This window comes from Nocardioides sp. (assembly GCF_030149505.1).
GTDB lineage: Bacteria > Actinomycetota > Actinomycetes > Propionibacteriales > Nocardioidaceae > Nocardioides.
The window spans coordinates 37,364-58,448 of record NZ_JASBRN010000037.1 but is presented as its reverse complement, the minus strand read 5'-3'; the positions used below and the strand labels follow the sequence as shown (position 1 = coordinate 58,448).

17 protein-coding genes and 1 tRNA gene are annotated in these 21,085 nt (G+C 71.6%); 16 read left to right on the top strand and 2 right to left on the bottom strand.

Annotated elements, in window-relative coordinates; all coding sequences use genetic code 11:
• Positions 1-13: 13 nt before the first annotated feature.
• The 7 genes from priA to Q1V71_RS06970 all read left to right on the top strand — a co-directional run bounded on the left by priA (position 14) and on the right by Q1V71_RS06970 (position 7,389).
• Positions 14-748 carry a bifunctional 1-(5-phosphoribosyl)-5-((5-phosphoribosylamino)methylideneamino)imidazole-4-carboxamide isomerase/phosphoribosylanthranilate isomerase PriA gene (priA, locus tag Q1V71_RS07000; RefSeq protein ID WP_300642192.1) on the top strand — a complete coding sequence of 245 codons (735 nt, stop codon included), beginning with the start codon at positions 14-16 and terminating at the stop codon, positions 746-748.
• Entirely contained in the window at positions 745-1,521 is a 777-nt protein-coding gene (gene hisF, locus Q1V71_RS06995; protein WP_300642190.1) for an imidazole glycerol phosphate synthase subunit HisF, read from the top strand. The genes priA and hisF overlap by 4 nt, the downstream gene beginning before the upstream one ends.
• 185 nt (positions 1,522-1,706) lie before the next feature.
• Complete coding sequence (locus Q1V71_RS06990) at positions 1,707-5,588, top strand: hypothetical protein (RefSeq protein ID WP_300642187.1); 3,882 nt, start codon at positions 1,707-1,709, stop codon at positions 5,586-5,588.
• A 128-nt stretch (positions 5,589-5,716) separates the two neighbouring features.
• Entirely contained in the window at positions 5,717-6,076 is a 360-nt protein-coding gene (gene hisI / locus Q1V71_RS06985) for a phosphoribosyl-AMP cyclohydrolase (protein ID WP_300642185.1), read from the top strand.
• Positions 6,069-6,701 carry a Trp biosynthesis-associated membrane protein gene (locus Q1V71_RS06980; protein ID WP_300642184.1) on the top strand — a complete coding sequence of 211 codons (633 nt, stop codon included), beginning with the start codon at positions 6,069-6,071 and terminating at the stop codon, positions 6,699-6,701. The genes hisI and Q1V71_RS06980 overlap by 8 nt, the downstream gene beginning before the upstream one ends.
• Positions 6,702-6,740: 39 nt before the next feature.
• On the top strand, positions 6,741-6,938 hold the full coding sequence (locus Q1V71_RS06975; RefSeq protein ID WP_300642182.1) for an HGxxPAAW family protein: 198 nt from the start codon (positions 6,741-6,743) through the stop codon (positions 6,936-6,938).
• A complete protein-coding gene (locus tag Q1V71_RS06970; RefSeq protein ID WP_300642179.1) occupies positions 6,925-7,389 on the top strand; it encodes a DUF2752 domain-containing protein in 465 nt (154 codons plus the stop codon). The genes Q1V71_RS06975 and Q1V71_RS06970 overlap by 14 nt, the downstream gene beginning before the upstream one ends.
• A 10-nt stretch (positions 7,390-7,399) precedes the next feature.
• Here Q1V71_RS06970 and Q1V71_RS06965 read toward each other — a convergent pair whose 3' ends face one another.
• Positions 7,400-7,726 carry a DUF4190 domain-containing protein gene (locus Q1V71_RS06965; RefSeq protein ID WP_300642177.1) on the bottom strand — a complete coding sequence of 109 codons (327 nt, stop codon included), beginning with the start codon at positions 7,724-7,726 and terminating at the stop codon, positions 7,400-7,402.
• A gap of 126 nt (positions 7,727-7,852) precedes the next feature.
• On the opposite strand from Q1V71_RS06965, the gene trpC reads away from it, so the two are divergent.
• The 8 genes from trpC (at position 7,853) to pyk (ending at position 20,127) form a co-directional block, all read left to right on the top strand.
• Positions 7,853-8,647: an indole-3-glycerol phosphate synthase TrpC gene (trpC, locus tag Q1V71_RS06960; protein ID WP_300642175.1), complete on the top strand. Its 795-nt coding sequence runs from the start codon at positions 7,853-7,855 to the stop codon at positions 8,645-8,647.
• Positions 8,644-9,939, top strand: coding sequence for a tryptophan synthase subunit beta (trpB, locus tag Q1V71_RS06955; protein ID WP_300642172.1), 1,296 nt, complete (start codon positions 8,644-8,646; stop codon positions 9,937-9,939). Before trpC ends, trpB begins: the two co-directional genes overlap by 4 nt.
• Entirely contained in the window at positions 9,936-10,745 is an 810-nt protein-coding gene (gene trpA, locus Q1V71_RS06950) for a tryptophan synthase subunit alpha (RefSeq protein WP_300642169.1), read from the top strand. The genes trpB and trpA overlap by 4 nt, the downstream gene beginning before the upstream one ends.
• Positions 10,738-11,373: an SCO family protein gene (locus Q1V71_RS06945; RefSeq protein ID WP_300642166.1), complete on the top strand. Its 636-nt coding sequence runs from the start codon at positions 10,738-10,740 to the stop codon at positions 11,371-11,373. Before trpA ends, Q1V71_RS06945 begins: the two co-directional genes overlap by 8 nt.
• Positions 11,373-12,290 carry a prolipoprotein diacylglyceryl transferase gene (lgt, locus tag Q1V71_RS06940; RefSeq protein WP_300642247.1) on the top strand — a complete coding sequence of 306 codons (918 nt, stop codon included), beginning with the start codon at positions 11,373-11,375 and terminating at the stop codon, positions 12,288-12,290. Before Q1V71_RS06945 ends, lgt begins: the two co-directional genes overlap by 1 nt.
• A gap of 157 nt (positions 12,291-12,447) precedes the next feature.
• Positions 12,448-17,007 carry a glutamate synthase large subunit gene (gltB, locus tag Q1V71_RS06935; protein WP_300642244.1) on the top strand — a complete coding sequence of 1,520 codons (4,560 nt, stop codon included), beginning with the start codon at positions 12,448-12,450 and terminating at the stop codon, positions 17,005-17,007.
• A gap of 66 nt (positions 17,008-17,073) precedes the next feature.
• Positions 17,074-18,540: a glutamate synthase subunit beta gene (locus tag Q1V71_RS06930; RefSeq protein WP_300642162.1), complete on the top strand. Its 1,467-nt coding sequence runs from the start codon at positions 17,074-17,076 to the stop codon at positions 18,538-18,540.
• Between the two features lie 123 nt (positions 18,541-18,663).
• A complete protein-coding gene (gene pyk, locus Q1V71_RS06925; protein WP_300642159.1) occupies positions 18,664-20,127 on the top strand; it encodes a pyruvate kinase in 1,464 nt (487 codons plus the stop codon).
• A 74-nt stretch (positions 20,128-20,201) separates the two neighbouring features.
• Here pyk and Q1V71_RS06920 read toward each other — a convergent pair.
• Positions 20,202-20,274: transfer RNA gene (locus Q1V71_RS06920), tRNA-Leu, on the bottom strand.
• A 64-nt stretch (positions 20,275-20,338) separates the two neighbouring features.
• Here Q1V71_RS06920 and Q1V71_RS06915 point away from each other — a divergent pair.
• The gene (locus tag Q1V71_RS06915; protein ID WP_300642156.1) at positions 20,339-20,959 is read left to right on the top strand and encodes a response regulator; all 621 of its coding nucleotides are present in this window, start codon (positions 20,339-20,341) and stop codon (positions 20,957-20,959) included.
• The last annotated feature ends 126 nt before the right edge of the window (positions 20,960-21,085 follow it).

The window sequence follows — 21,085 nt, the reverse complement described above, 5'->3', positions numbered from 1 at the left end:
ACCGGAAGAAGACATGAGCGACTACCTCGAGCTGCTGCCCGCCGTCGACATCACCGAGGGCCGGGCCGTCCAGCTCGCCCAGGGCGTCGCCGGCTCCGAGCGCGTCTACGGCGACCCCGTGGCCGCGGCCCGCCGCTGGCAGGACGCCGGCGCGGAGTGGCTGCACCTGGTCGACCTCGATGCTGCCTTCGGACGCGGCAGCAACCGCGAGCTGCAGGCCGAGATCGTCGGCGCCCTCGACATCAAGGTCGAGATGAGCGGTGGCATCCGCGACGACGAGTCGCTCGAGGCTGCGCTGGCGACCGGCTGCACCCGGGTCAACATCGGCACCGCGGCCCTCGAGCAGCCAGAGTGGTGCGCCAAGATCATCGCCGAGCACGGCGACCGGGTCGCGATCGGCCTCGACGTCCGCGGCCGCACCCTGGCCGCCCGTGGCTGGACCCGCGAGGGCGGCGACCTCTACGACGTGCTGGCCCGTCTGGACTCCGAGGGCTGCGCTCGGTACGTCGTCACCGACGTCAACAAGGACGGCATGCTCGCCGGCCCCAACCTCCAGCTGCTGCGCGACGTCTGCGCGGTCACCTCCGCGCCGGTCGTGGCCTCCGGCGGCGTCACGACCCTCGACGACATCCGCGCGCTCATGGACCTGGTGCCGATCGGCGTCGAGGGCGCGATCGCCGGCACGGCGCTCTACGAGGGGCGCTTCACCCTCGAGGACGCCCTCGCGCTGACCCAGGGCCGCGCGTGAGCCTGGCGGTCCGGGTCATCCCGTGCCTCGACGTCGACGGCGGCCGGGTGGTCAAGGGCATCAACTTCCAGGACCTCCGCGACGCCGGTGACCCGGTCGAGCTGGCCCGCACCTACGACGCCGAGGGTGCCGACGAGCTGACCTTCCTCGACATCTCCGCCTCGCACGAGGGTCGCGCGACGACCATGCAGGTGGTCTCGCGGTGCGCCGAGGAGGTCTTCATCCCGCTGACCGTCGGCGGGGGAGTCTCCTCGACCGCGGACGTCGACCGGCTCCTGCGCGCCGGCGCCGACAAGGTTGCGGTCAACACCGCCGCGATCCGGCGGCCGGAGCTGATCGCCGAGATCGCCGACCGCTTCGGCAACCAGGTGCTCGTGCTCTCCGTCGACGCGCGTCGGGTCTCGACAGGCTCGACCAACAGGTGCCCGTCCGGCTTCGAGGTGACCACCCACGGCGGTCGGCAGTCCGCCGGCGTGGACGCGCTGGAGTGGGCGGCCCGGGCGGCCGAGCTCGGCGCGGGGGAGATCCTGCTCAACGCGATGGACGCCGACGGCACCCAGGACGGCTTCGACCTCGAGCTGATCGCTGCCGTACGCCGTGAGGTCACCGTCCCGGTCATCGCCTCCGGCGGCGCAGGCCGGCTCGAGCACTTCGCCCCGGCGGTCGACGCCGGGGCGGACGCGGTCCTCGCGGCCACCGTCTTCCACTTCGGCACCTGCCGGGTCTCCGAGGTCAAGGCATCCCTGGCGGCCGCAGGGCACCCCGTGCGCTGATCTCCTTTACCGTCCCGCGCGGTGGGCAGCCAAGCCGCCCACCGGTGTGGTCTGGACCACAGGGCCTTAACTTCCCGTGTTCGAGGCTTTCTCGGGGATCTCCCGTAACACCCGGCGGGGTGTCGGGGTTGTGAGCGTGCCGGCACCCCACCGGTCCCGTCTGTACCCCCCGCCTCGAGGTGAACATGCGCTCTGCAGTCCCGTCCCGACGTCTGACCCGACTCGGTGCGATCCCGCTCCTCTTCCTGACCCTGCTCGGGCTCGTGGTGGGAGGTCTCAGCGCCCCGGCGTACGCCGCGACGGGGACGATCACCGGCAAGGTGACGCGACAGGGTTCCCTCGCGAACAGCCCCCTTCCTGGAGTTCTGGTCGAGCTGCGCACCTCGGCGGGCGCGGCCATCGCGAACGGCCCCACGACCACCACTGGTCCGGACGGGACCTACTCGTTGTCCACCCCCGATGGCGCCGGCACGTACAACGTGTTCTTCAGCGGCTCCGGCTTGGAGTCGGAGTTCTTCAACAACGTCCAGGACGCCGCTTCCGCAGCGGACGTCGCTGTCACCGACGGGGGCACGAGGACCGGCATCGACGGCTCCCTCGCCAGTCTCACGCGCAGCGAGATCGGTGGTCGGTTGACCACCACCGGTGGGGCACCCATCCAGGACGCGGAGTTCCGGCTCTACCAGCGTTCGCCCGCGGACGCACAGACCGGTGACGTCACCTACACGCCCGAGCTGGGCCAGGGCGAGAAGTTCGTGACCGACGCCGACGGCCGCTGGGGTCCGCTCGACCTGACCTTCGGTTCCTACCTGCTCGAGGTCCGTGCTCCCGCCTTCGGCACGTTCTACCTGTCCTCGAACGGCACCCGGTCCACCGACCCGAAGACCGCGCCGCTCATCACCGTCGAGAAGGGCGTGGCCCAGGCGATCAACGCCTCGCTCCCGGCTGCGACGACCACCACGATCAGCGGTCGTGTCACGACCGGGACCCCTGCCACGCCGGTCAAGGACGTGACGATCTCGGTCGAGTACCCGACCACGAGCAACACGGGTCAGACGACGTGGGTGGAGGTGCAGTCGACCAAGGCCAGGACCGACGTCAACGGTCAGTACGTCGCCCGGGTCCCCGTCCCTGAGGGCACTCGCAAGTACGTCGTCGGCTTCAGCGCCCCGGGCTTCGTGACCGAGTACTACCAGGACGAGGCGACGCGTGAGGCTGCGGTCACCGCGAACGAGACCGTGGCGCCGACCTTCGAGAACCCGAGGACGGGTATCGACGCCGTCCTTGCGCCGGCCACCCAGGTCACGGGCAAGGTGACTGACCGCAACGGTGTCGCTCTGAGTGGGGTGAAGGTCACGCCCATCACCTACACGCCCGCCACGCCCGCGTCCGGTCTCGGTAGCTGGAGTCCCCTCGGCAGCACCACCGCCACCACCGCCAACGACGGCACCTACGTCCTGGACGTGCCTGCCGCCACCCCGTTCCGCCTGGAGTTCGCGGGCAACGCGGGCCGCGAGGTCCGCTGGTTCCCGAACGCCACCGACCCCAACGCCGCACAGAGCCTCACCGTCGCCCAGAACCAGGTGCTGACCGGTCGCGACATGGTGCTGTCGACCCTGGCCTCCTTCGGTGGGTCGGTCACCAACAGTGACGGCACCGCCTACACCGGCGGCGGAGTCGTCGAGCTCTGGAAGAAGATCGACTACACCGAGCAGGGTGAGGACGGTGGCCCTGCCCACTCGACCTGGGAGCTCGCGAAGAGCCGCGGCCGCACAGGCGACAACCTGTCCACGGTGCTCAGCAACACCGGCGCCTTCTCCTTCAGCCTCACCAGCGGCAGCTACCGGCTCAAGCTCGTCGACAACCCGGCCACGAACGCCGTCCGCGAGGGCGAGGGCTTCCTCCCCGGACTCGTCGGTCTCGACGATGCCGCCAGCATCACGATCGGCCAGGAGCAGGCGCTGAGCCTGCAGAAGTTCGCCCTGCCGTTGTCGGCGGAGATCCGGGGCAAGGTGAGCGACCGGCTCGGCGCTGCCAAGCAGGGTGAGTCCGTGAAGGCGTTCTACCGCTACGTGGTCGACGTCAACGACGGCGCGCCGGTCCTCAGCGACCCGATCTCGAACGTCGCCGCCACGACTGCGGTCGACGGCTCCTACGTCCTCGACCTCCTCAGCCGTACCTACCGGGTCGGTGTCGGTGGCGCGGCCGACGGCAGCTTCTACAAGACCCGCACGCAGACCGTCAGGACGTTCAACGAGGCGTCGGACGTCGTGCTCGCCGGGGTCGACGTCGACGGCATCGACATCCGGCTCACCGATGGTTCGCCCGTGAACCTGCAGCCGCCGTTCATCACCGGCATCGCGGCAGAGGGCGAGACCCTGGCCGCGAACCCGGGCACGTGGTCCGGTGCTGGCCTGACCTATCGCTACCAGTGGTTCTCGGCAGGAGCCACCGGGGACTTCACCGCCATCTCGGGCGCGACGGGGTCGACGTACGACATCCCCGGTCGGGTGCTCCCGCTCCCCGGCTTCCCCGGCTTCACACCGGCGCGTTACGTGGTCCAGGTGACCGCGGTCTCGGCGTCCAACGTGACCAGCCCGGCCGAGAACAGTCTCCCCACCGGCCTGTCCGTCATGTCCGACCCGCTCCAGGGCGCGGACACGACGACCGAGAACCGTCAGGTCCCGCAGGTCACCGGATCGGCGGTGGTGGGCGAGACCCTGACCGGCACCGACGGCGTATGGAGCGAGGGTGGGACCTTCACCTACCGATGGCTCGCCGACGAGGTCGTGGTACCCGGCGCCACCGGTAAGACGCTCGCCGTCACGCCGGAGCTGCTCGGCAAGGAACTGCAGCTCGAGGTCACCGAGACCACCAACGACCCCGACCGGGTCGCGCTCTCGGACAAGACCGCCCCCGTCGCCCGCGGCGTGCTGCGCAACACCGCGCGGCCGACCATCTCGGGCACCCCGACGGTCGGCAACACGCTGACCGCCCTGCCGGGCACGTGGAACGACCCGTCGCCGAGCTTCGCCTACCAGTGGATGGCCAACGGCCAGCCCATCGCCGGCGCGACGACCAACACGCTGGCGCTGACCGACAGCCTGGTCGGCAGCGCCATCCGGGTCACGGTCACGGCCACCAAGCCCTCGGGCTACACCCCGGGCACGGCCTCCTCGGAGTCCACCGCCCCGGTGGCCGAGGACCCGACCAAGGTGACCAACCGGTCGCTCCCGGTCGTGTCGGGCACCGCCAAGGTCGGTGAGCAGCTGTCGACCACCAACGGCACCTGGACCAACGAGCCGACCTCGTTCACCTACCAGTGGCTGGCCGACGGCGTGGCCGTCACCGGTGCGACCCAGCAGACCTTCGTGCTGACCGCGACCCAGGCCGGCAAGCGCATGAGCGTGCGGGTGACCGCGGCCAAGACCGGGCTCACCTCCGGCCAGGCGACGTCGGCCCAGACGGCACTGGTCGCGCCGGCCGACGGCACCGACCCGGAGACCTGCGAGATCACGGTCACCGGTGGTCCGACCGTCGCCGGCACGCCCGAGGTGGGCAACGTCCTCGCCGTCACCAACGGCACGACCACCCCCGACGGTGTCACGGCCACCTACCAGTGGCTGCGCGACGGCCGGGTCATCACCGGCGCCACCGGTGCGACGTACCGCGTCGTCACTGCCGACGCGGGCTCCGCCCTGGCGGTCCGCGTGACCTACAGCAAGACCGACTGCGCGGACGTCGTCCGCACGGTCCAGGCCGGCACCGTCCCGGACGCAGAGCCGACCGACCCGGTCAAGCCGCGGCTCGACACCAAGAAGAAGATCAAGGGCAACAAGTTCGTCCTCCGGGTCACCGTGACGGCCTCGACCCAGGACCCCGTCCAGGGCGCCCTGGTCCTCAAGGAGGGCAGCAAGCGGCTCGCCGGCGGCATGCTCAACGCCGAGGGCAAGCGCAAGCTGGTCGTGCGCGGCCTGAAGAAGGGCTTCCACTCGGTGCGGCTCACGTTCCAGGGCAACGACCTGGTGCGGGAGCGGTCGAAGACCTTCACCTTCACCATCCGCTGACACCGGGCCGCTGACACCGGGCCCGACCCAGCAGCAGCAGCGCGCAGCACGCACACGGGGCACCCCGGCGGGAGACCGCCGCGGTGCCCCGTGGCGCGTCCTGCCCACCCGCGCGCGATGATGAGGACATGACGACCGCGTCCCCGGGGCTCGATCCCGACCTGGCCTCCCGGCTCAAGCGCACCCCCGACGGGCTGGTGCCGGCGGTGGTCCAGCAGCACGACACCGGCGAGGTGCTGATGCTCGGCTGGATGGACGACGAGGCGCTCGCGCGCACCCTCGACACCCGCCGCGCGACGTACTGGTCCCGCAGCCGCCAGGAGTACTGGGTCAAGGGGGAGACCTCCGGCCACACCCAGCGCGTCGTCGAGATCCGGCTCGACTGCGACGGCGACACCCTCCTGGTCAAGGTCGACCAGGTCGACGGCGCCTGCCACACCGGCGACCGCACCTGCTTCGATGCCGACCTGGTGCTCGCCCGTGGCTGAGCAGGACGCCACCAAGGAAGCCACCGGGCACGGCCGCGGTCGCCGGCTCTTCGGGCCGACCGTCCTGGCCGGCCTGGCCTCCGGCACGCTGAGCGCGGTCGCCGGCACGCGGGCCGCGGTGAGCGTCGACGCCGACTCCGCCGCGGTCGCCCTCGTCACCGCGGGCACGACCGCGGGCGACGCCCTCACGATGCCGCTGGTCACCTCGCTCGCCCTCGTCGTGCTCGCGGCCTGGGGCGTCGTCCTCGTCACCCGGGCGCGGGTACGCCGCCTGGCGGCCGGCCTGGCGCTCCTGGCGTCCCTGGGCTCCCTCGCCGCAGCTGCGGTGGCGCAGGGTCAGCTGCGCGGCACCGTCGAGGATTCGCTGGCCCAGGTCGGTGCGACCGGGGGAGCGGGTGTCACGGGGTGGTACGTCGCGGCCCTGGTGGGTGCCGTCGTCATGACCGCGTCCGCGGGTCTGGCCGTCCGGAACGTCCGCGACTGGCCGGAGATGGGCCAGCGCTACGACGCGCCAGCCGGCTCAAGCGCGGCGGCCACCCGGACGACCGATGGTTCGCTCGACCTCTGGAAGGCCATCGACCAGGGCCTCGACCCGACCGACGGCCCGTCGGGCCGCGCCCCCTAGACTGTCCGCAGATCCCCCCGCGACACCGAGGAGCCACGCATGTCCAGCAATCACGGCAACACCCCTGCTGCCTGGTCGGCGGTCGTCGTGGGCCTGATCGGCTTCGTCGTGGGCAGCGTCGGCCTCATGTTCGACCCGGTCAGCATGCCGGTCTTCTGGGCCGGCGTGGCCATCACCCTGGGTGCGGGCGTCGTCTTCCTCGTGATGGCCAAGATGGGCCTCCATGAGGGTCACTGACCCCGACGCCCCCGGTCCCGTGACCGCGCTCCTCACCCCCGCCCCGGCCCAGCGCCGGGCCGAGCGGGTGCGAGCCCCGCTGGTCACGATCGGGGGTCTGGCTGCGGCCACCGTCGCGCTGCACTACCGCGACCCCCACGTCTCCGGCTCCTGGGGCTTCTGCCCCAGCGCCGCCATCGGCTTCTGGTGCCCCGGCTGCGGCGGCCTGCGCGCCGTGCACGACCTCACCGACGGCAACCTTGCGTCGGCAGCATCGAGCAACCTGCTGCTCGTCCTCCTCGCCCCCCTCGCGATGCTGGCGCTGGCGACCTGGTTGGTGGTGCGGTGGCGCGGCACCGAGCTGCGCCTGCCGCGCTCCGCCGTGCTCGTCGGCGGAGGTGTCCTGCTGGCGGCGACCGGGCTGTTCACGCTGCTGCGCAACACCCCGGTCGCCCCCTGGCTGGCTCCCTAGGAGGTCAGGCTCAGCTGGTCTCGAACGTGAAGTCGAAGTTGCCGGTGGCGACCAGGATGATCGTGATCACCATGAACACCAGGGCGATGATGCCCAGGATGAAGCCCGCCTTGGCCAGACCGGCGCCGCCCTTGCCCGTGGTGCTGATCTCGTCCTGCGCCGACCGGCTGAGCAGGATCGCGACGATGCCGAGCGGGCTGCAGCACAGCAGGCCGAGGATGCCGGTCACCAGCGACCAGATGGCCTTCTGCGACGTGCCGGCCGGCTGCGCGCCGTAGGGCGGCTGGGGTGCGCCGTAGCCCGGGGGCGGCGGCGGGGGAGGCTCGTTGTAGCTCATCGGGTTCCTTCGCGTCAGGGACCGCAGGTGTGGTCCGTGGCGTGACCGTACCCGGATCGGGGCCTGCTACGCCGCCCGTGACAGACTCGGAGGAGTCCTTTCCCCCGAAGCCCGGACGGAGCAGCCATGTCGGTCCTCGACGACATCGTCGCCGGCGTGCGCCTGGACCTCGCCGAGCGCGAGGCCGCGCTGTCCCTGGCCGACCTGCGGGCCTCGCTCGCCGACGTCGACCCGCCGCGGGACCCGATGCCCGCGCTGCGCACACCCGGCTCGAGCGTCATCGCCGAGGTCAAGCGCCGCAGCCCCTCCAAGGGGGCGCTCGCCGACATCCCCGACCCCACCGTCCTGGCGAAGGAGTACGCCGCCGGCGGTGCTGCCGCGATCAGCGTGCTCACCGAGCAGCGACGCTTCGGTGGCAGCCTGGCCGACCTCCGTGCGGTCCGCGCCGCCGTCGACGTGCCCCTGCTGCGCAAGGACTTCATCGTCACCGAGTACCAGCTGGTCGAGGCCCGGGCTGCCGGCGCCGACCTGGCGCTGCTCATCGTCGCAGCGCTCGACGACGACACCCTGCGCCGGCTGCACGACACCGCCGGCGAGCTGGGACTGACCGTGCTCGTCGAGGTCCACGACGAGGCCGAGGCCGAGCGTGCCGTGGCCCTGGGTGCCGAGCTGGTCGGCGTCAACGCCCGCAACCTCAAGACCCTCGAGATCGATCCCGACACCTTCGGGCGGCTCGCCCCGGGCATCCCCGACGACCGCGTGAAGGTGGCCGAGTCCGGCATCTTCGGCCGCGACGACGTAGCCCGCTTCGTCTCCGAGGGCGCTCGTGCGGTCCTCGTCGGCGAGGCCCTCGTGAAGGACGGCGACCCGCGCGCCGCCGTCGCCGCCATGACCGGAGTCATGACAGGAGCAGGAGCATGACCGACCTCACCACCAGTCCGGCCGGAGCCGTGACCACCGTCGAGCGCGGCCGCTTCGACGCGGACGAGCACGGCTGGTTCGGCGAGCCCGGCCTCTTCGGCGGCCGCTTCATGCCCGAGGCGCTCGTCGCAGCGCTCGACGAGCTCACCGAGGCCTGGCAGGACGCGATGGCCGACCCGACCTTCGTGGGCGAGTTCGACCAGGTCCTGCGCGAGTACGCCGGTCTCCCCAGCCCGCTCTTCCACGCCCGCCGGCTCAGCGACATGGTCGGCTGCCGGGTGCTGCTCAAGCGCGAGGACCTGAACCACACCGGTGCCCACAAGATCCGCAACGTCATCGGCCAGGCGCTGCTGACCAAGCGGATGGGCAAGAAGCGCGTCATCGCCGAGACCGGCGCGGGCCAGCACGGCGTGGCCAGCGCGACCGCGGCGGCGTACTTCGGCCTCGACTGCACCGTCTACATGGGCGCCGTCGACACCCGCCGCCAGGCGCTCAACGTGGCGCGCATGCAGCTGCTGGGCGCCACGGTCGTGCCGGTGGAGTCGGGCAGCGCCACGCTCAAGGACGCCATCAACGAGGCGCTGCGCGACTGGGTCGCCAGCGTCGACCACACCGCCTACCTCTTCGGCACCGCCGCGGGCCCGCACCCGTTCCCGAGCATGGTGCGCGACTTCGTACGCGGCACCGGCGACGAGGCGCGTGCCCAGTGCCTGGAGCAGTACGGCGTGCTCCCGGACGCGATCGGTGCCTGCGTCGGCGGCGGCTCCAACGCCATCGGCCTGTTCACCGCCTTCCTCGACGACGCCGAGGTGGAGGTCTACGGCTTCGAGGCCGCTGGTGAGGGTGTCGACACCCCGCGGCACGCCGCGACCATCCACGCCGGCGAGAGCGGCGTGCTGCACGGCGCCCGCACCTACGTCCTGCAGGACCAGGACGGCCAGACCAAGGAGTCGCACTCGATCTCCGCGGGCCTGGACTACCCCGGCGTCGGCCCGCAGCACGCCCAGCTGGCCCACAGCGGTCGGGCGACCTACATCCCGGTCACCGACACCGAGGCGATGGAGGCCTTCGCGCTGCTGGCGCGCACCGAGGGGATCATCCCGGCCATCGAGTCGGCGCACGCGATCGCCGGCGGCCTGCGCGTGGCCGAGCGGCTCGCCGCCGAGAAGGGCCCCGACGCCACCATCCTGCTCAACCTCTCGGGCCGTGGCGACAAGGACATGGGCACCGCGATCGAGTACTTCGGTCTGGGCGAGGCGCACCGCGACGTGACCCCGGGCGGCACCGCGTGAGCGTCGCCGAGGCCTTCGAGAAGGCACGCTCGGAGGACCGCGCGGTCCTCGTGGGCTACCTCCCCGCCGGCTTCCCCGACGTCGAGGGTGGCATCGACGCCCTGCTGACGATGGTCGAGGCCGGTTGCGACGTCATCGAGGTCGGCGTCCCCTACACCGACCCCGTGATGGACGGTCCCACCATCCAGGCTGCCGCCCAGCAGGCACTCGAGAGCGGCTTCCGGATCGCCGACGTCTTCCGCACCGTCGAGGCCGTCGCCGCCACTGGCACGCCCACCGTGGTGATGACCTACTGGAACCCCGTCGAGCGGTACGGCGTGGACCGGTTCGCGCAGGCCCTGGCCGACGCCGGGGGAGCAGGGCTGATCACCCCCGACCTCACGCCCGACTACGCCCCCGAGTGGAGCGAGGCCGCCGACGAGCGCGGCCTCGACAAGATCTTCCTCGTGGCCCCGTCCTCCACCGACGCCCGGATCGAGTCGACCGTGGCGGCCTCGCGCGGCTTCGTCTACGCCACCGCCGTCATGGGCGTGACCGGCGCCCGGGCCAGCACCAGCGACCTCGCCGGGCCGCTCGTCGCGCGCACCAAGCGGGCCGCCTCCGCGCACCAGCTGCCCGTCGGCGTCGGCCTCGGCGTGAGCAGCGGCGACCAGGCCGCCGAGGTGGCGTCGTACGCCGACGCCGTCATCGTCGGCTCCGCCTTCGTGCGCACGCTCCTCGACCACCCCGACGACCGCGCTGCCGGTCTCGCGGCGCTTCGCGCGCTCACCGAGGACCTGGCCGCCGGCGTACGACGCCGTGCCTGAGCGGTCCGTCGGGCCCGGCCGGCGCGCGGTCCTGGCCGGTGGCCTGGGTGTGCTCCTGGCCGCCGCGCTGACCGCCTGCGGGGGCGACGAGCAGCCGGCCGGCACCCTGACCGCCGCACCGGTCGACCCGCCCTTCGAGCTGGCCGACGTGCCGCTCGCCACCACCGAGGGCGGCGAGCTGAGCCTCGCCCAGCCGGGTGCTCGGCTGAGCCTGGTCTTCTTCGGCTACACCAACTGCCCCGACGTGTGCCCGCTGGTGATGTCGTCGATCGCGACGGCGCTGACCCGGCTCGAGCCGGAGGAGCGCGAGCAGGTCCAGCTGGTCTTCGTGACCACGGATCCCTCTCGTGACGACGAGGAGCGGCTGCGTCGCTACCTCGACGGCTACGACCCGACCGCCGTCGGCCTCACCGGCGACCTCGACGCCATCAGGGGCCTGGCCGAGAGCGTGGGCATCTTCGTGGCCGACGCCGAGGAGCTGGCCTCGGGCGGCTACGATCTGGGCAGCCACGGCTCCCAGGTCATCGCCGTCGACGGTGACGGCCTGGCCCCGGCGTTCTGGCGGCAGGACGTCTCGTCGGCCGACCTCGCCTCCGACCTCTCCCTGCTTCTGAGGAGCGACACGTGATGCCCGACCTGCTGCTCCAGCTCAGCGTGCTGTCGATCCCCAGCCCCTCCGAGGGCACGTGGTACCTCGGGCCGCTGCCGATCCGCGGCTACGCGCTCTCGATCATCCTCGGGATCGTCGCCACCATCTGGATCGCCGAGCGGCGCTGGGTGGCCCGCGGCGGTCGCGCCGGGGACATCCAGGACCTCGCGATCGTCGCCGTTCCCCTCGGGCTGGTCGGTGCCCGGCTCTACCACGTGGCCACCGACGCCGGGCGCTACTTCGGCGAGGGCGACAACCCGTGGGAGGCGCTCTACATCTGGCGCGGCGGCCTGGGCATCTGGGGCGGCATCGCCTTCGGTGCGCTCGGTATCGCCCTGGCGGCCCGCCGCCAGGGCGTCCAGGTGCGCCCGCTGCTCGACGCGCTCGCGCCGGCGGTCCTGGTGGGCCAGGCGATCGGACGCTGGGGCAACTGGTTCAACCAGGAGCTCTACGGCCGCCCGACGGACCTGCCGTGGGGCCTGGAGATCGACCCGCGCTACTGGCCGGACGACCAGACCTTCGAACTCGGCACCACCTTCCACCCCACCTTCCTCTACGAGTCCTTGTGGAGCCTGGCCGCCTTCGCGGTGATCATCGTGCTGGACCGCCGTCACCGCCTGGGCCACGGCCAGGTGGCCGCGCTCTACGTGATGCTCTACACGGCCGGTCGCGGGTGGATCGAGATGCTGCGCATCGACGACGTCCAGCTGACCGACGTGGGCGGGCTGCGGTTCAACGTGTGGACCTCCCTCGTACTGTTCGTGCTCGCCACGGCGTACCTCGTCTGGTCCCGCCGCCGGTACCCCGAGCGCGAGGAGCAGGTGCTCACCGACGAGCGCCTGGCCGCCGAGGCGGCGACCGCCCCACCGGCCGGCGGCGAGACCGTCCGCGACTAGGCCCAGGTCGGCTGGGCGGGCGTAACTCCCTGGTAACCTGAGAACTCCGCACGTGGGCCAACGTCGTCCCCTGCACCCGGAGGCCGCGCACGCGGGCTCCACCACCACGACGCCGGTCGGCACCTGCCCCGGCGAGACGACGACGGGAGAACGCCCGGTGCCCTACCAGCACGCATTCCCGCCGCCCCAAGGGCTCTACGACCCCCGCCACGAGCACGACGCGTGCGGTGTGGCCTTCGTCGCGACCCTGACCGGCGTCGCCAGCCACGACATCGTGGCCAAGGCACTCACGGCCCTGCGCAACCTCGAGCACCGCGGTGCCGCGGGCGCCGAGCCCAACTCCGGCGACGGTGCCGGCATCCTCATGCAGGTCCCCGACGCGTTCCTGCGCGACGTGGCCGCCGAGGCCGGCATCGACCTCCCGGCCCAGCACTCGTACGCCGTCGGCACGGCCTTCCTGCCGGGCGACGAGTCCCAGGTCGCCTCCCAGGTGGCACGCATCGAGGAGATCGCCGCGGAGGAGGGGCTGGCCGTCCTCGGCTGGCGCGACGTCCCGACCGACTCCTCGGTCCTCGGCGCCACCGCGCTCGGTGTCATGCCGACCTTCCGCCAGCTCTTCGTCGCCGGCGCCACCCAGCGCGTCGCCGGCATGCAGCTGGAGCGGATGGCCTTCTGCCTGCGCAAGCGCGCCGAGCGCGAGACCGACGTCTACTTCCCGTCGCTCTCCTCGCGGACCATCGCCTACAAGGGCATGCTCACCACCGACCAGCTCGACCGGTTCTTCCCGGACCTGGTCGACGAGCGCGTCGCCTCCGCCCTCGCGGTGGTGCACTCGCGCTTCTCCACCAACACCTTCCCGAGCTGGCCGCTGTCGCACCCGTTCCGGTTCATCGCCCACAACGGCGAGATCAACACCGTCATGGGCAACCGCAACTGGATGCGGGCCCGCGAGGCGCTGCTGGAGTCCGACCTGATCCCGGGCGACCTCGAGCGGCTCTACCCGATCTGCACCCCGGGTGCCTCGGACTCCGCGTCCTTCGACGAGGTCCTCGAGCTGCTGCACATGGGCGGGCGCTCGCTGCCGCCCTCGGTGCTGATGATGATCCCCGAGGCGTGGGAGAACCACGCCGAGATGGACGAGAAGCGCCGCGCGTTCTACGAGTTCCACGCCAGCCTCATGGAGCCGTGGGACGGCCCGGCGTGCGTCGTCTTCACCGACGGCGACCAGATCGGTGCCGTGCTCGACCGCAACGGCCTGCGCCCCTCGCGCTACTGGGTCACCGACGACGGCCTGGTCGTCCTGGCCTCCGAGGTCGGCGTGCTCGACCTCGACCCGGCGACGATCGTCCGCAAGGGCCGCCTGCAGCCGGGCCGGATGTTCCTGGTCGACACCGAGGAGCACCGCATCGTCGAGGACGAGGAGATCAAGAGCTCCCTCGCCGCCGAGCACCCGTACGACGAGTGGCTGCACGCCGGCCTGGTGCACCTCGACGACATCCCCGACCGCGAGCACGTGGTCCACACGCACGCCTCGGTCACCCGTCGCCAGCAGGTCTTCGGCTACACCGAGGAGGAGCTGCGGGTCCTGCTCACGCCGATGGCCAACACCGGCGCCGAGCCGATCGGATCGATGGGCACCGACACCCCGATCGCTGCCCTGTCGGAGAAGCCGCGGCTGCTCTTCGACTACTTCGCGCAGCTGTTCGCCCAGGTGACCAACCCGCCGCTGGACGCGATCCGCGAGGAGCTCGTCACCTCCCTCAACGGCACCATCGGCCCCGAGGCCAACCTGCTGGACCCGACCCCGGCCTCGTGCCGCCAGGTGGTCCTGCCGTTCCCGGTCATCTCCAACGACGACCTGGCCAAGATCCGCCACATCAACCGCGACGGCGACATGCCGGGCTTCATCACGCACGTCTCGCGCGGCCTCTACGAGGTCGAGGGCGGGGGAGCGGCGATGGCCGCGCGGATCGAGGAGATCTGCGCCGAGGTCAGCGCCGCGATCGCGGACGGCGCGCGCATCATCGTGCTGTCGGACCGCCACTCCACCGCCGAGCTCGCGCCGATCCCGTCGCTGCTGCTCACCGGCGCGGTGCACCACCACCTGGTCCGGGAGAAGACCCGCACCCAGGTCGGCCTGCTCGTCGAGGCCGGTGACGTCCGCGAGGTGCACCACGTCGCCCTGCTCGTGGGGTACGGCGCCGCGGCGGTCAACCCCTACCTCGCCATGGAGTCGGTGGAGGACCTCGCGCGCGAGGGCTTCTACGTCAAGGCCGAGCCCGAGGTCGCGGTCAAGAACCTCGTCAAGGCGCTCGGCAAGGGCGTGCTCAAGGTGATGTCCAAGATGGGCGTCTCCACGGTTGCCTCGTACACCGGCGCGCAGATCTTCGAGGCCGTCGGCCTCTCGCAGGCCGTGGTGGACAAGTACTTCACCGGCACCACCTCCAAGCTGGGCGGCATCGAGCTCGACGTGATCGCCCAGGAGGTCGCGCTGCGGCACCGCACGGCGTACCCCCGCGGCGGGATCAGCCCGGCGCACCGCGAGCTCGAGGTGGGCGGCGAGTACCAGTGGCGCCGCGAGGGCGAGCCGCACCTCTTCGACCCGGAGACCGTCTTCCGCCTCCAGCACGCCACGCGCGCCGGCCGGTACGACGTCTTCAAGCAGTACACCTCGCGCGTCGACGAGCAGTCCGAGCGACTGATGACCCTGCGCGGGCTCTTCGCGTTCAAGGACGCCGCCTCGCTGGGCCGCCAGCCGATCCCGATCGAGGAGGTCGAGCCGGTCTCGGAGATCGTCAAGCGCTTCTCCACCGGTGCGATGTCCTACGGCTCGATCAGCTCCGAGGCACACGAGACCCTCGCGATCGCCATGAACCGGCTGGGCGGCAAGTCCAACACCGGTGAGGGCGGCGAGGACCCCGAGCGGCTCTACGACCCCGAGCGGCGCAGCTCGATCAAGCAGGTCGCGAGCGGCCGGTTCGGCGTGACGTCGGAGTACCTCACCAACTCCGACGACATCCAGATCAAGATGGCCCAGGGCGCCAAGCCCGGCGAGGGCGGCCAGCTGCCCGGCCACAAGGTCTACCCGTGGGTGGCCAAGACCCGGCACTCCACGCCGGGCGTGGGCCTGATCAGCCCGCCGCCGCACCACGACATCTACTCCATCGAGGACCTGGCGCAGCTGATCCACGACCTCAAGAACGCCAACCCGAGTGCCCGCGTCCACGTGAAGCTGGTCTCCGAGGTCGGTGTCGGCACGGTGGCGACGGGCGTGTCCAAGGCGCACGCGGACGTGGTGCTCATCTCCGGCCACGACGGCGGCACCGGCGCCTCCCCGCTGACCTCGCTCAAGCACGCCGGTGGTCCCTGGGAGCTCGGCCTGGCCGAGACCCAGCAGACCCTGCTGCTCAACGGGCTGCGCGACCGGATCGTCGTGCAGGCCGACGGCCAGCTCAAGACCGGGCGCGACGTGGTCGTGGCCGCTCTGCTGGGCGCCGAGGAGTACGGCTTCGCGACCGCCCCGCTGGTGGTCTCGGGCTGCATCATGATGCGCGTCTGCCACCTCGACACCTGCCCCGTGGGCGTCGCGACGCAGAACCCGGTCCTGCGCGAGCGCTTCTCCGGCAAGGCCGAGTACGTCGTGAACTTCTTCGAGTACATCGCCGAGGAGGTCCGCGAGTACCTCGCCGAGCTGGGCTTCCGCACCCTCGACGAGGCGATCGGCCACGTGGAGGCACTCGACGTCCAGCCGGCCGTTGACCACTGGAAGGCGCACGGGCTGGACCTCAGCCCGATCCTGCACCTGCCGGACACCTCGGCCTTCCCCGACCAGGACCTGCGCTGCACCAAGGAGCAGGACCACGCCCTCGAGGCATCCCTCGACATGACCGAGCTGGTGCCGCTGTGCCAGCCGGCGCTGGAGAAGGGCGAGCCCGTCCGGGCACAGCTGGCCATCCGCAACGTCCACCGCACCGTCGGCACGATCCTGGGCCACGAGGTGACCAAGCGGTACCGCGGCGAGGGCCTGCCGGACGGCACCATCGACCTCACCTTCACGGGGTCGGCCGGCCAGTCCTTCGGTGCCTTCGTGCCGCGCGGCGTCACCTTGCGCCTCGAGGGCGACGCCAACGACTACGTCGGCAAGGGCCTCTCCGGGGGCCGGATCGTGGTCCGCCCCGACCGGGCTGCCACCTTCCGCGCCGACGAGCAGATCATCGCCGGCAACACGATCGCCTACGGCGCCACGTCGGGTGACATCTTCGTCCGCGGCGGTGTCGGCGAGCGCTGCTGCGTGCGCAACTCGGGTGCCTGGGTCGTGACCGAGGGCGTGGGCGACCACGCCGCGGAGTACATGACCGGCGGTCGCCTCGCGGTGCTCGGGCGGACCGGACGCAACTTCGCGGCCGGCATGTCCGGCGGCATCGCCTGGGTGCTGGACCTCAAGGACTTCCGGGTCAACAAGGAGCTCGTCGAGCTCGGCCCGGTCGTCGGAGAGGCCGCTCGCGAGCTGGAGTCGATGGTCCGCGCGCACGCCGAGGAGACCGGTTCCGAGGTCGCTGCGGAGCTGCTCGAGGACTGGGAGACCTCACTGACCCGGTTCACCGAGGTCATGCCCCGGGACTTCCGGATCGTGCTGGAGGCCAAGGCCAAGGCGGAGGCCGACGGCCTGGACGAGAACGAGACCGCACACGCGATGATGGAGGCGCTCCATGGCTGAGATCTCCGCTGCCACCCCACGGCGCGCTGTGCGCGCTGTCCGCTCGATGATGGAGGGCTGTGCCTGATGGCTGACCCCAAGGGATTCCTGAAGGAGGGTCGCAAGGTCGCGACCCGCCGCCCCGTCGAGGAGCGCGTCAAGGACTGGGACGAGGTCTACCCCGACGGGATCGGTCGCGCGCTGCTGCCGATCATCACCCCGCAGGCGGGGCGCTGCATGGACTGCGGCATCCCCTTCTGCCACCAGGGGTGCCCGCTGGGCAACATCATCCCGGAGTGGAACGACCTGGTCTGGCGCGACGACTGGGAGGGCGCCATCGAGCGCCTGCACGCGACCAACAACTTCCCGGAGTTCACCGGTCGCCTCTGCCCGGCCCCGTGCGAGACCGCCTGCGTCCTGGGCATCAACCAGGACCCGGTGACGATCAAGAACGTCGAGGTCTCGATCATCGACAAGGCCTGGGAGTCCGGGTTCGTCCGGCCCCAGCCCCCGGAGTGGCTGTCGGGCAAGACGGTCGCCGTCGTCGGCTCCGGCCCCGCCGGGCTGGCCGCTGCGCAGCAGCTGACCCGGGCCGGCCACACCGTCGCGGTCTACGAGCGGGCCGACAAGATCGGCGGCCTGCTGCGCTACGGCATCCCCGAGTTCAAGATGGAGAAGAAGCACCTCGACCGGCGCCTGGACCAGATGCGCCGCGAGGGCACCGTCTTCCGGGCCGGGGTCGACGTCGGCGGTGAGCTGACCGGCGACAAGCTCGTCGACCGGTACGACGCCGTCGTGCTGGCCATGGGTGCCACCGAGGCCCGTGACCTCCCCGTGGAGGGGCGCGAGCTGGGCGGCATCCACCAGGCGATGGAGTTCCTCCCGCAGGCCAACCGCTCCGCGCTCGGGGAGTCCGTCGAGGGCCAGATCATGGCCACCGACAAGGACGTCGTGATCATCGGTGGCGGCGACACCGGTGCTGACTGCCTCGGCACCTCGATCCGCCAGGGCGCGCGCTCGATCACCCAGCTCGAGATCATGCCGCACCCGCCGGAGAGCCGGCCCGAGACCCAGCCGTGGCCGACGTACCCCATGACCTACCGGGTCTCCTCCGCGCACGAGGAGGGGGGCGAGCGCGTCTACGCCGTCTCGACCAAGAAGTTCCTGGGCGACGAGCAGGGCAACGTGCGAGCCCTGGTGCTGGCCGAGGTCGAGTTCGTCGACGGCAAGCTGACCGAGGTCGAGGGCACCGAGCGCGAGATCCCGGCCCAGCTGGTGCTCTTCGCGATGGGCTTCCTCGGCCCTGAGAAGCCGGGCCTGGTGGAGCAGCTGGGTGTCGAGCTCGACGAGCGCGGCAACGTCCAGCGCGGCTCGGACTACCAGTCCTCGCGCCCCGGCGTCTTCGTGGCCGGTGACGCCGGCCGCGGCCAGTCGCTCATCGTGTGGGCGATCGCCGAGGGCCGGGCGGCGGCGTCGTACGTCGACGCCTTCCTCACCGGGGAGACCGCACTGCCGGCTCCGGTGAAGCCGACCGACCGTCCGCTGATGGTCTGACCCAGCGGCCCGATCGGGTCGCACGTGCACCGGCAGGGACCGGCGACCGACGGGTCGCCGGTCTTTGCCGTTCCCGGGCGACGAAGACCTTAGATCGATCCAAGGTGTCGCTAGGGTGGGCGCGTGCGTAGAGCCAAGATCGTCTGCACCCTCGGCCCGGCCACGTCCTCCCCGCGGAGGATCCGTGAGCTCGTGTACGCCGGCATGGACGTCGCCCGCCTCAACATGAGCCACGGCAGCCACGAGGACCACGCCGAGGCCTACCGCCTGGTCCGCGAGGCTGCCGACGCGAGCGGTCACGGGGTCGGCATCTTCGCCGACCTCCAGGGGCCCAAGATCCGCCTCGAGCGGTTCGCCGAGGGCGCCGCGCAGCTGCGTCGTGGTCAGGAGTGGACCATCACCACCCGCGACGTCGAGGGCGACGACCGCATCTGCGGCACGACGTACAAGGGACTGCCCGGCGACGTGGCGACCGGGGACCCGATCCTCATCGACGACGGCAAGATCCGGCTGCGCGTCCTGGAGGTCGTCGACGGCACCGACGTGCGCTGCGAGGTGCTGGTCGGCGGCCGGGTCAGCAACAACAAGGGGATCAACCTGCCCGGCGTCGCGGTCTCGGTGCCCGCGCTGTCGGACAAGGACGAGGCCGACCTGCGCTTCGCGCTCTCGCTCAGCGTCGACTTCGTGGCGCTGTCGTTCGTGCGCGACGCGCAGGACGCCGAGGACGTGCGCCGGATCATGCGCGAGGTCGGGGTGATGGTCCCGGTCATCGCCAAGATCGAGAAGCCGCAGGCGATCGAGAACCTCGACGAGGTCATCGCCGCCTTCGACGGGTTCATGGTGGCGCGCGGGGACCTCGGGGTGGAGTGCCCGCTGGAGGAGGTGCCGTTCCTGCAGAAGCAGGTGATCCGCAAGGCCCGCCTCAACGCCAAGCCGGTGATCGTGGCGACCCAGATGCTGGAGTCGATGATCGGCAACCCCCAGCCCACCCGCGCCGAGACCTCCGACGTGGCCAACGCCGTGCTCGACGGTGCCGACGCGGTGATGCTGTCGGGGGAGACCAGCGTGGGGGAGTACCCCGTCCACACCGTCGAGACGATGGCGCGGATCATCGCCGCCACCGAGCTGCACGCGTTGGAGAGCGCGGTGGACGGCGGGCTCGCCGAGATCGACTGGGACCCCCACACCAAGTCCGGTGTCATCGCCAAGGCCGCCGCCGAGGTGGCCGAGCGCGTGCACGCCAAGTACGTCGTCGCCTTCACCCAGTCCGGGGACTCCGCCCGTCGCATGTCCCGGCTGCGCGGCTCGATCCCGGTGCTGGCCTTCACCCCCGAGGACCAGGTGCGCTCGCAGCTCTCCCTGTCGTGGGGGGTGGAGACGTTCAAGACCGCCGAGGTCGAGCACACCGACGAGATGGTGCGCCAGGTCGACGACCAGCTGCTCAAGATCGGCCGGGTCCAGGAGGGCGACCTCGTGGTGATCATCGCCGGGGCGCCCCCGGGCATCCCGGGCTCGACCAACGCCCTGCGCATCCACAAGATGGGCGACGCCATCAACGAGGTCGCCCCCGCCTACCGCCGGCACTGAGCACGCTGAGCACGCGCCTAGCTGCGTTGTTGGGCCTCGACGGCCGCGCACTCAGCACTCGCGAGCGACAGGGGTGCCCCGGGTGGGATTCGAACCCACACTGGACGGTGTTTGAGACCGCTTCCTCTGCCGTTGGGATACCGGGGCCGCGCGGGAGCGAACGCTACCCGAGCGCGCGTCACGTGCGGGCCCGTGCCCTACCCTTTCGGTCGTGAGCGACCCCGCAGCGCAGGCAGCCGGCACCACCCCCCGCACCGTGGTCATCGCCGAGGACGAGGTCCTCATCCGGATGGACCTCGCCGAGATGCTGGTCGAGGAGGGGTACGACGTCGTCGGCCAGGCCGGCGACGGGGCCCGTGCCATCGAGCTGGCCGAGCAGCTGCGTCCGGACCTGGTGATCCTCGACGTGAAGATGCCCGTCCTGGACGGGATCTCCGCGGCCGAGTCGATCGCCAGGCAGCGGATCGCGCCGGTGATCGTGCTGACCGCCTTCTCCCAGCGTGAGCTCGTGGAGCGGGCCAGGGACGCGGGCGCCATGGCCTACCTGGTCAAGCCCTTCTCCCAGTCCGACCTGGTGCCCGCGATCGAGATGGCGCTGAGCCGCTTCGCGGAGCTGCGCGCGGTCGAGACGGAGGTCGCCGACCTCAAGGAGCAGCTGGAGACACGCAAGGTGGTCGACCGGGCCAAGGGGGTGCTGCAGGAGCAGCTCGCGCTCAGCGAGCCCGAGGCCTTCCGCTGGATCCAGAAGACGGCCATGGACCTGAGACTGTCGATGAGGCAGGTGGCGGAGGGCGTCATCTCCCACGGTCCGTCCATCGCCGACGGCGCCTGATCGCCCCTCGTGGGACTCGCTTGCGTAACGGCCCGGTGTCGGTGTGCTCCACCGGGCACCCACGGTCACCCGAACGTGTAGCCTTCCCCCCCGTGTGGCCCACCTCACGTGGTGCGGGTCCGGACG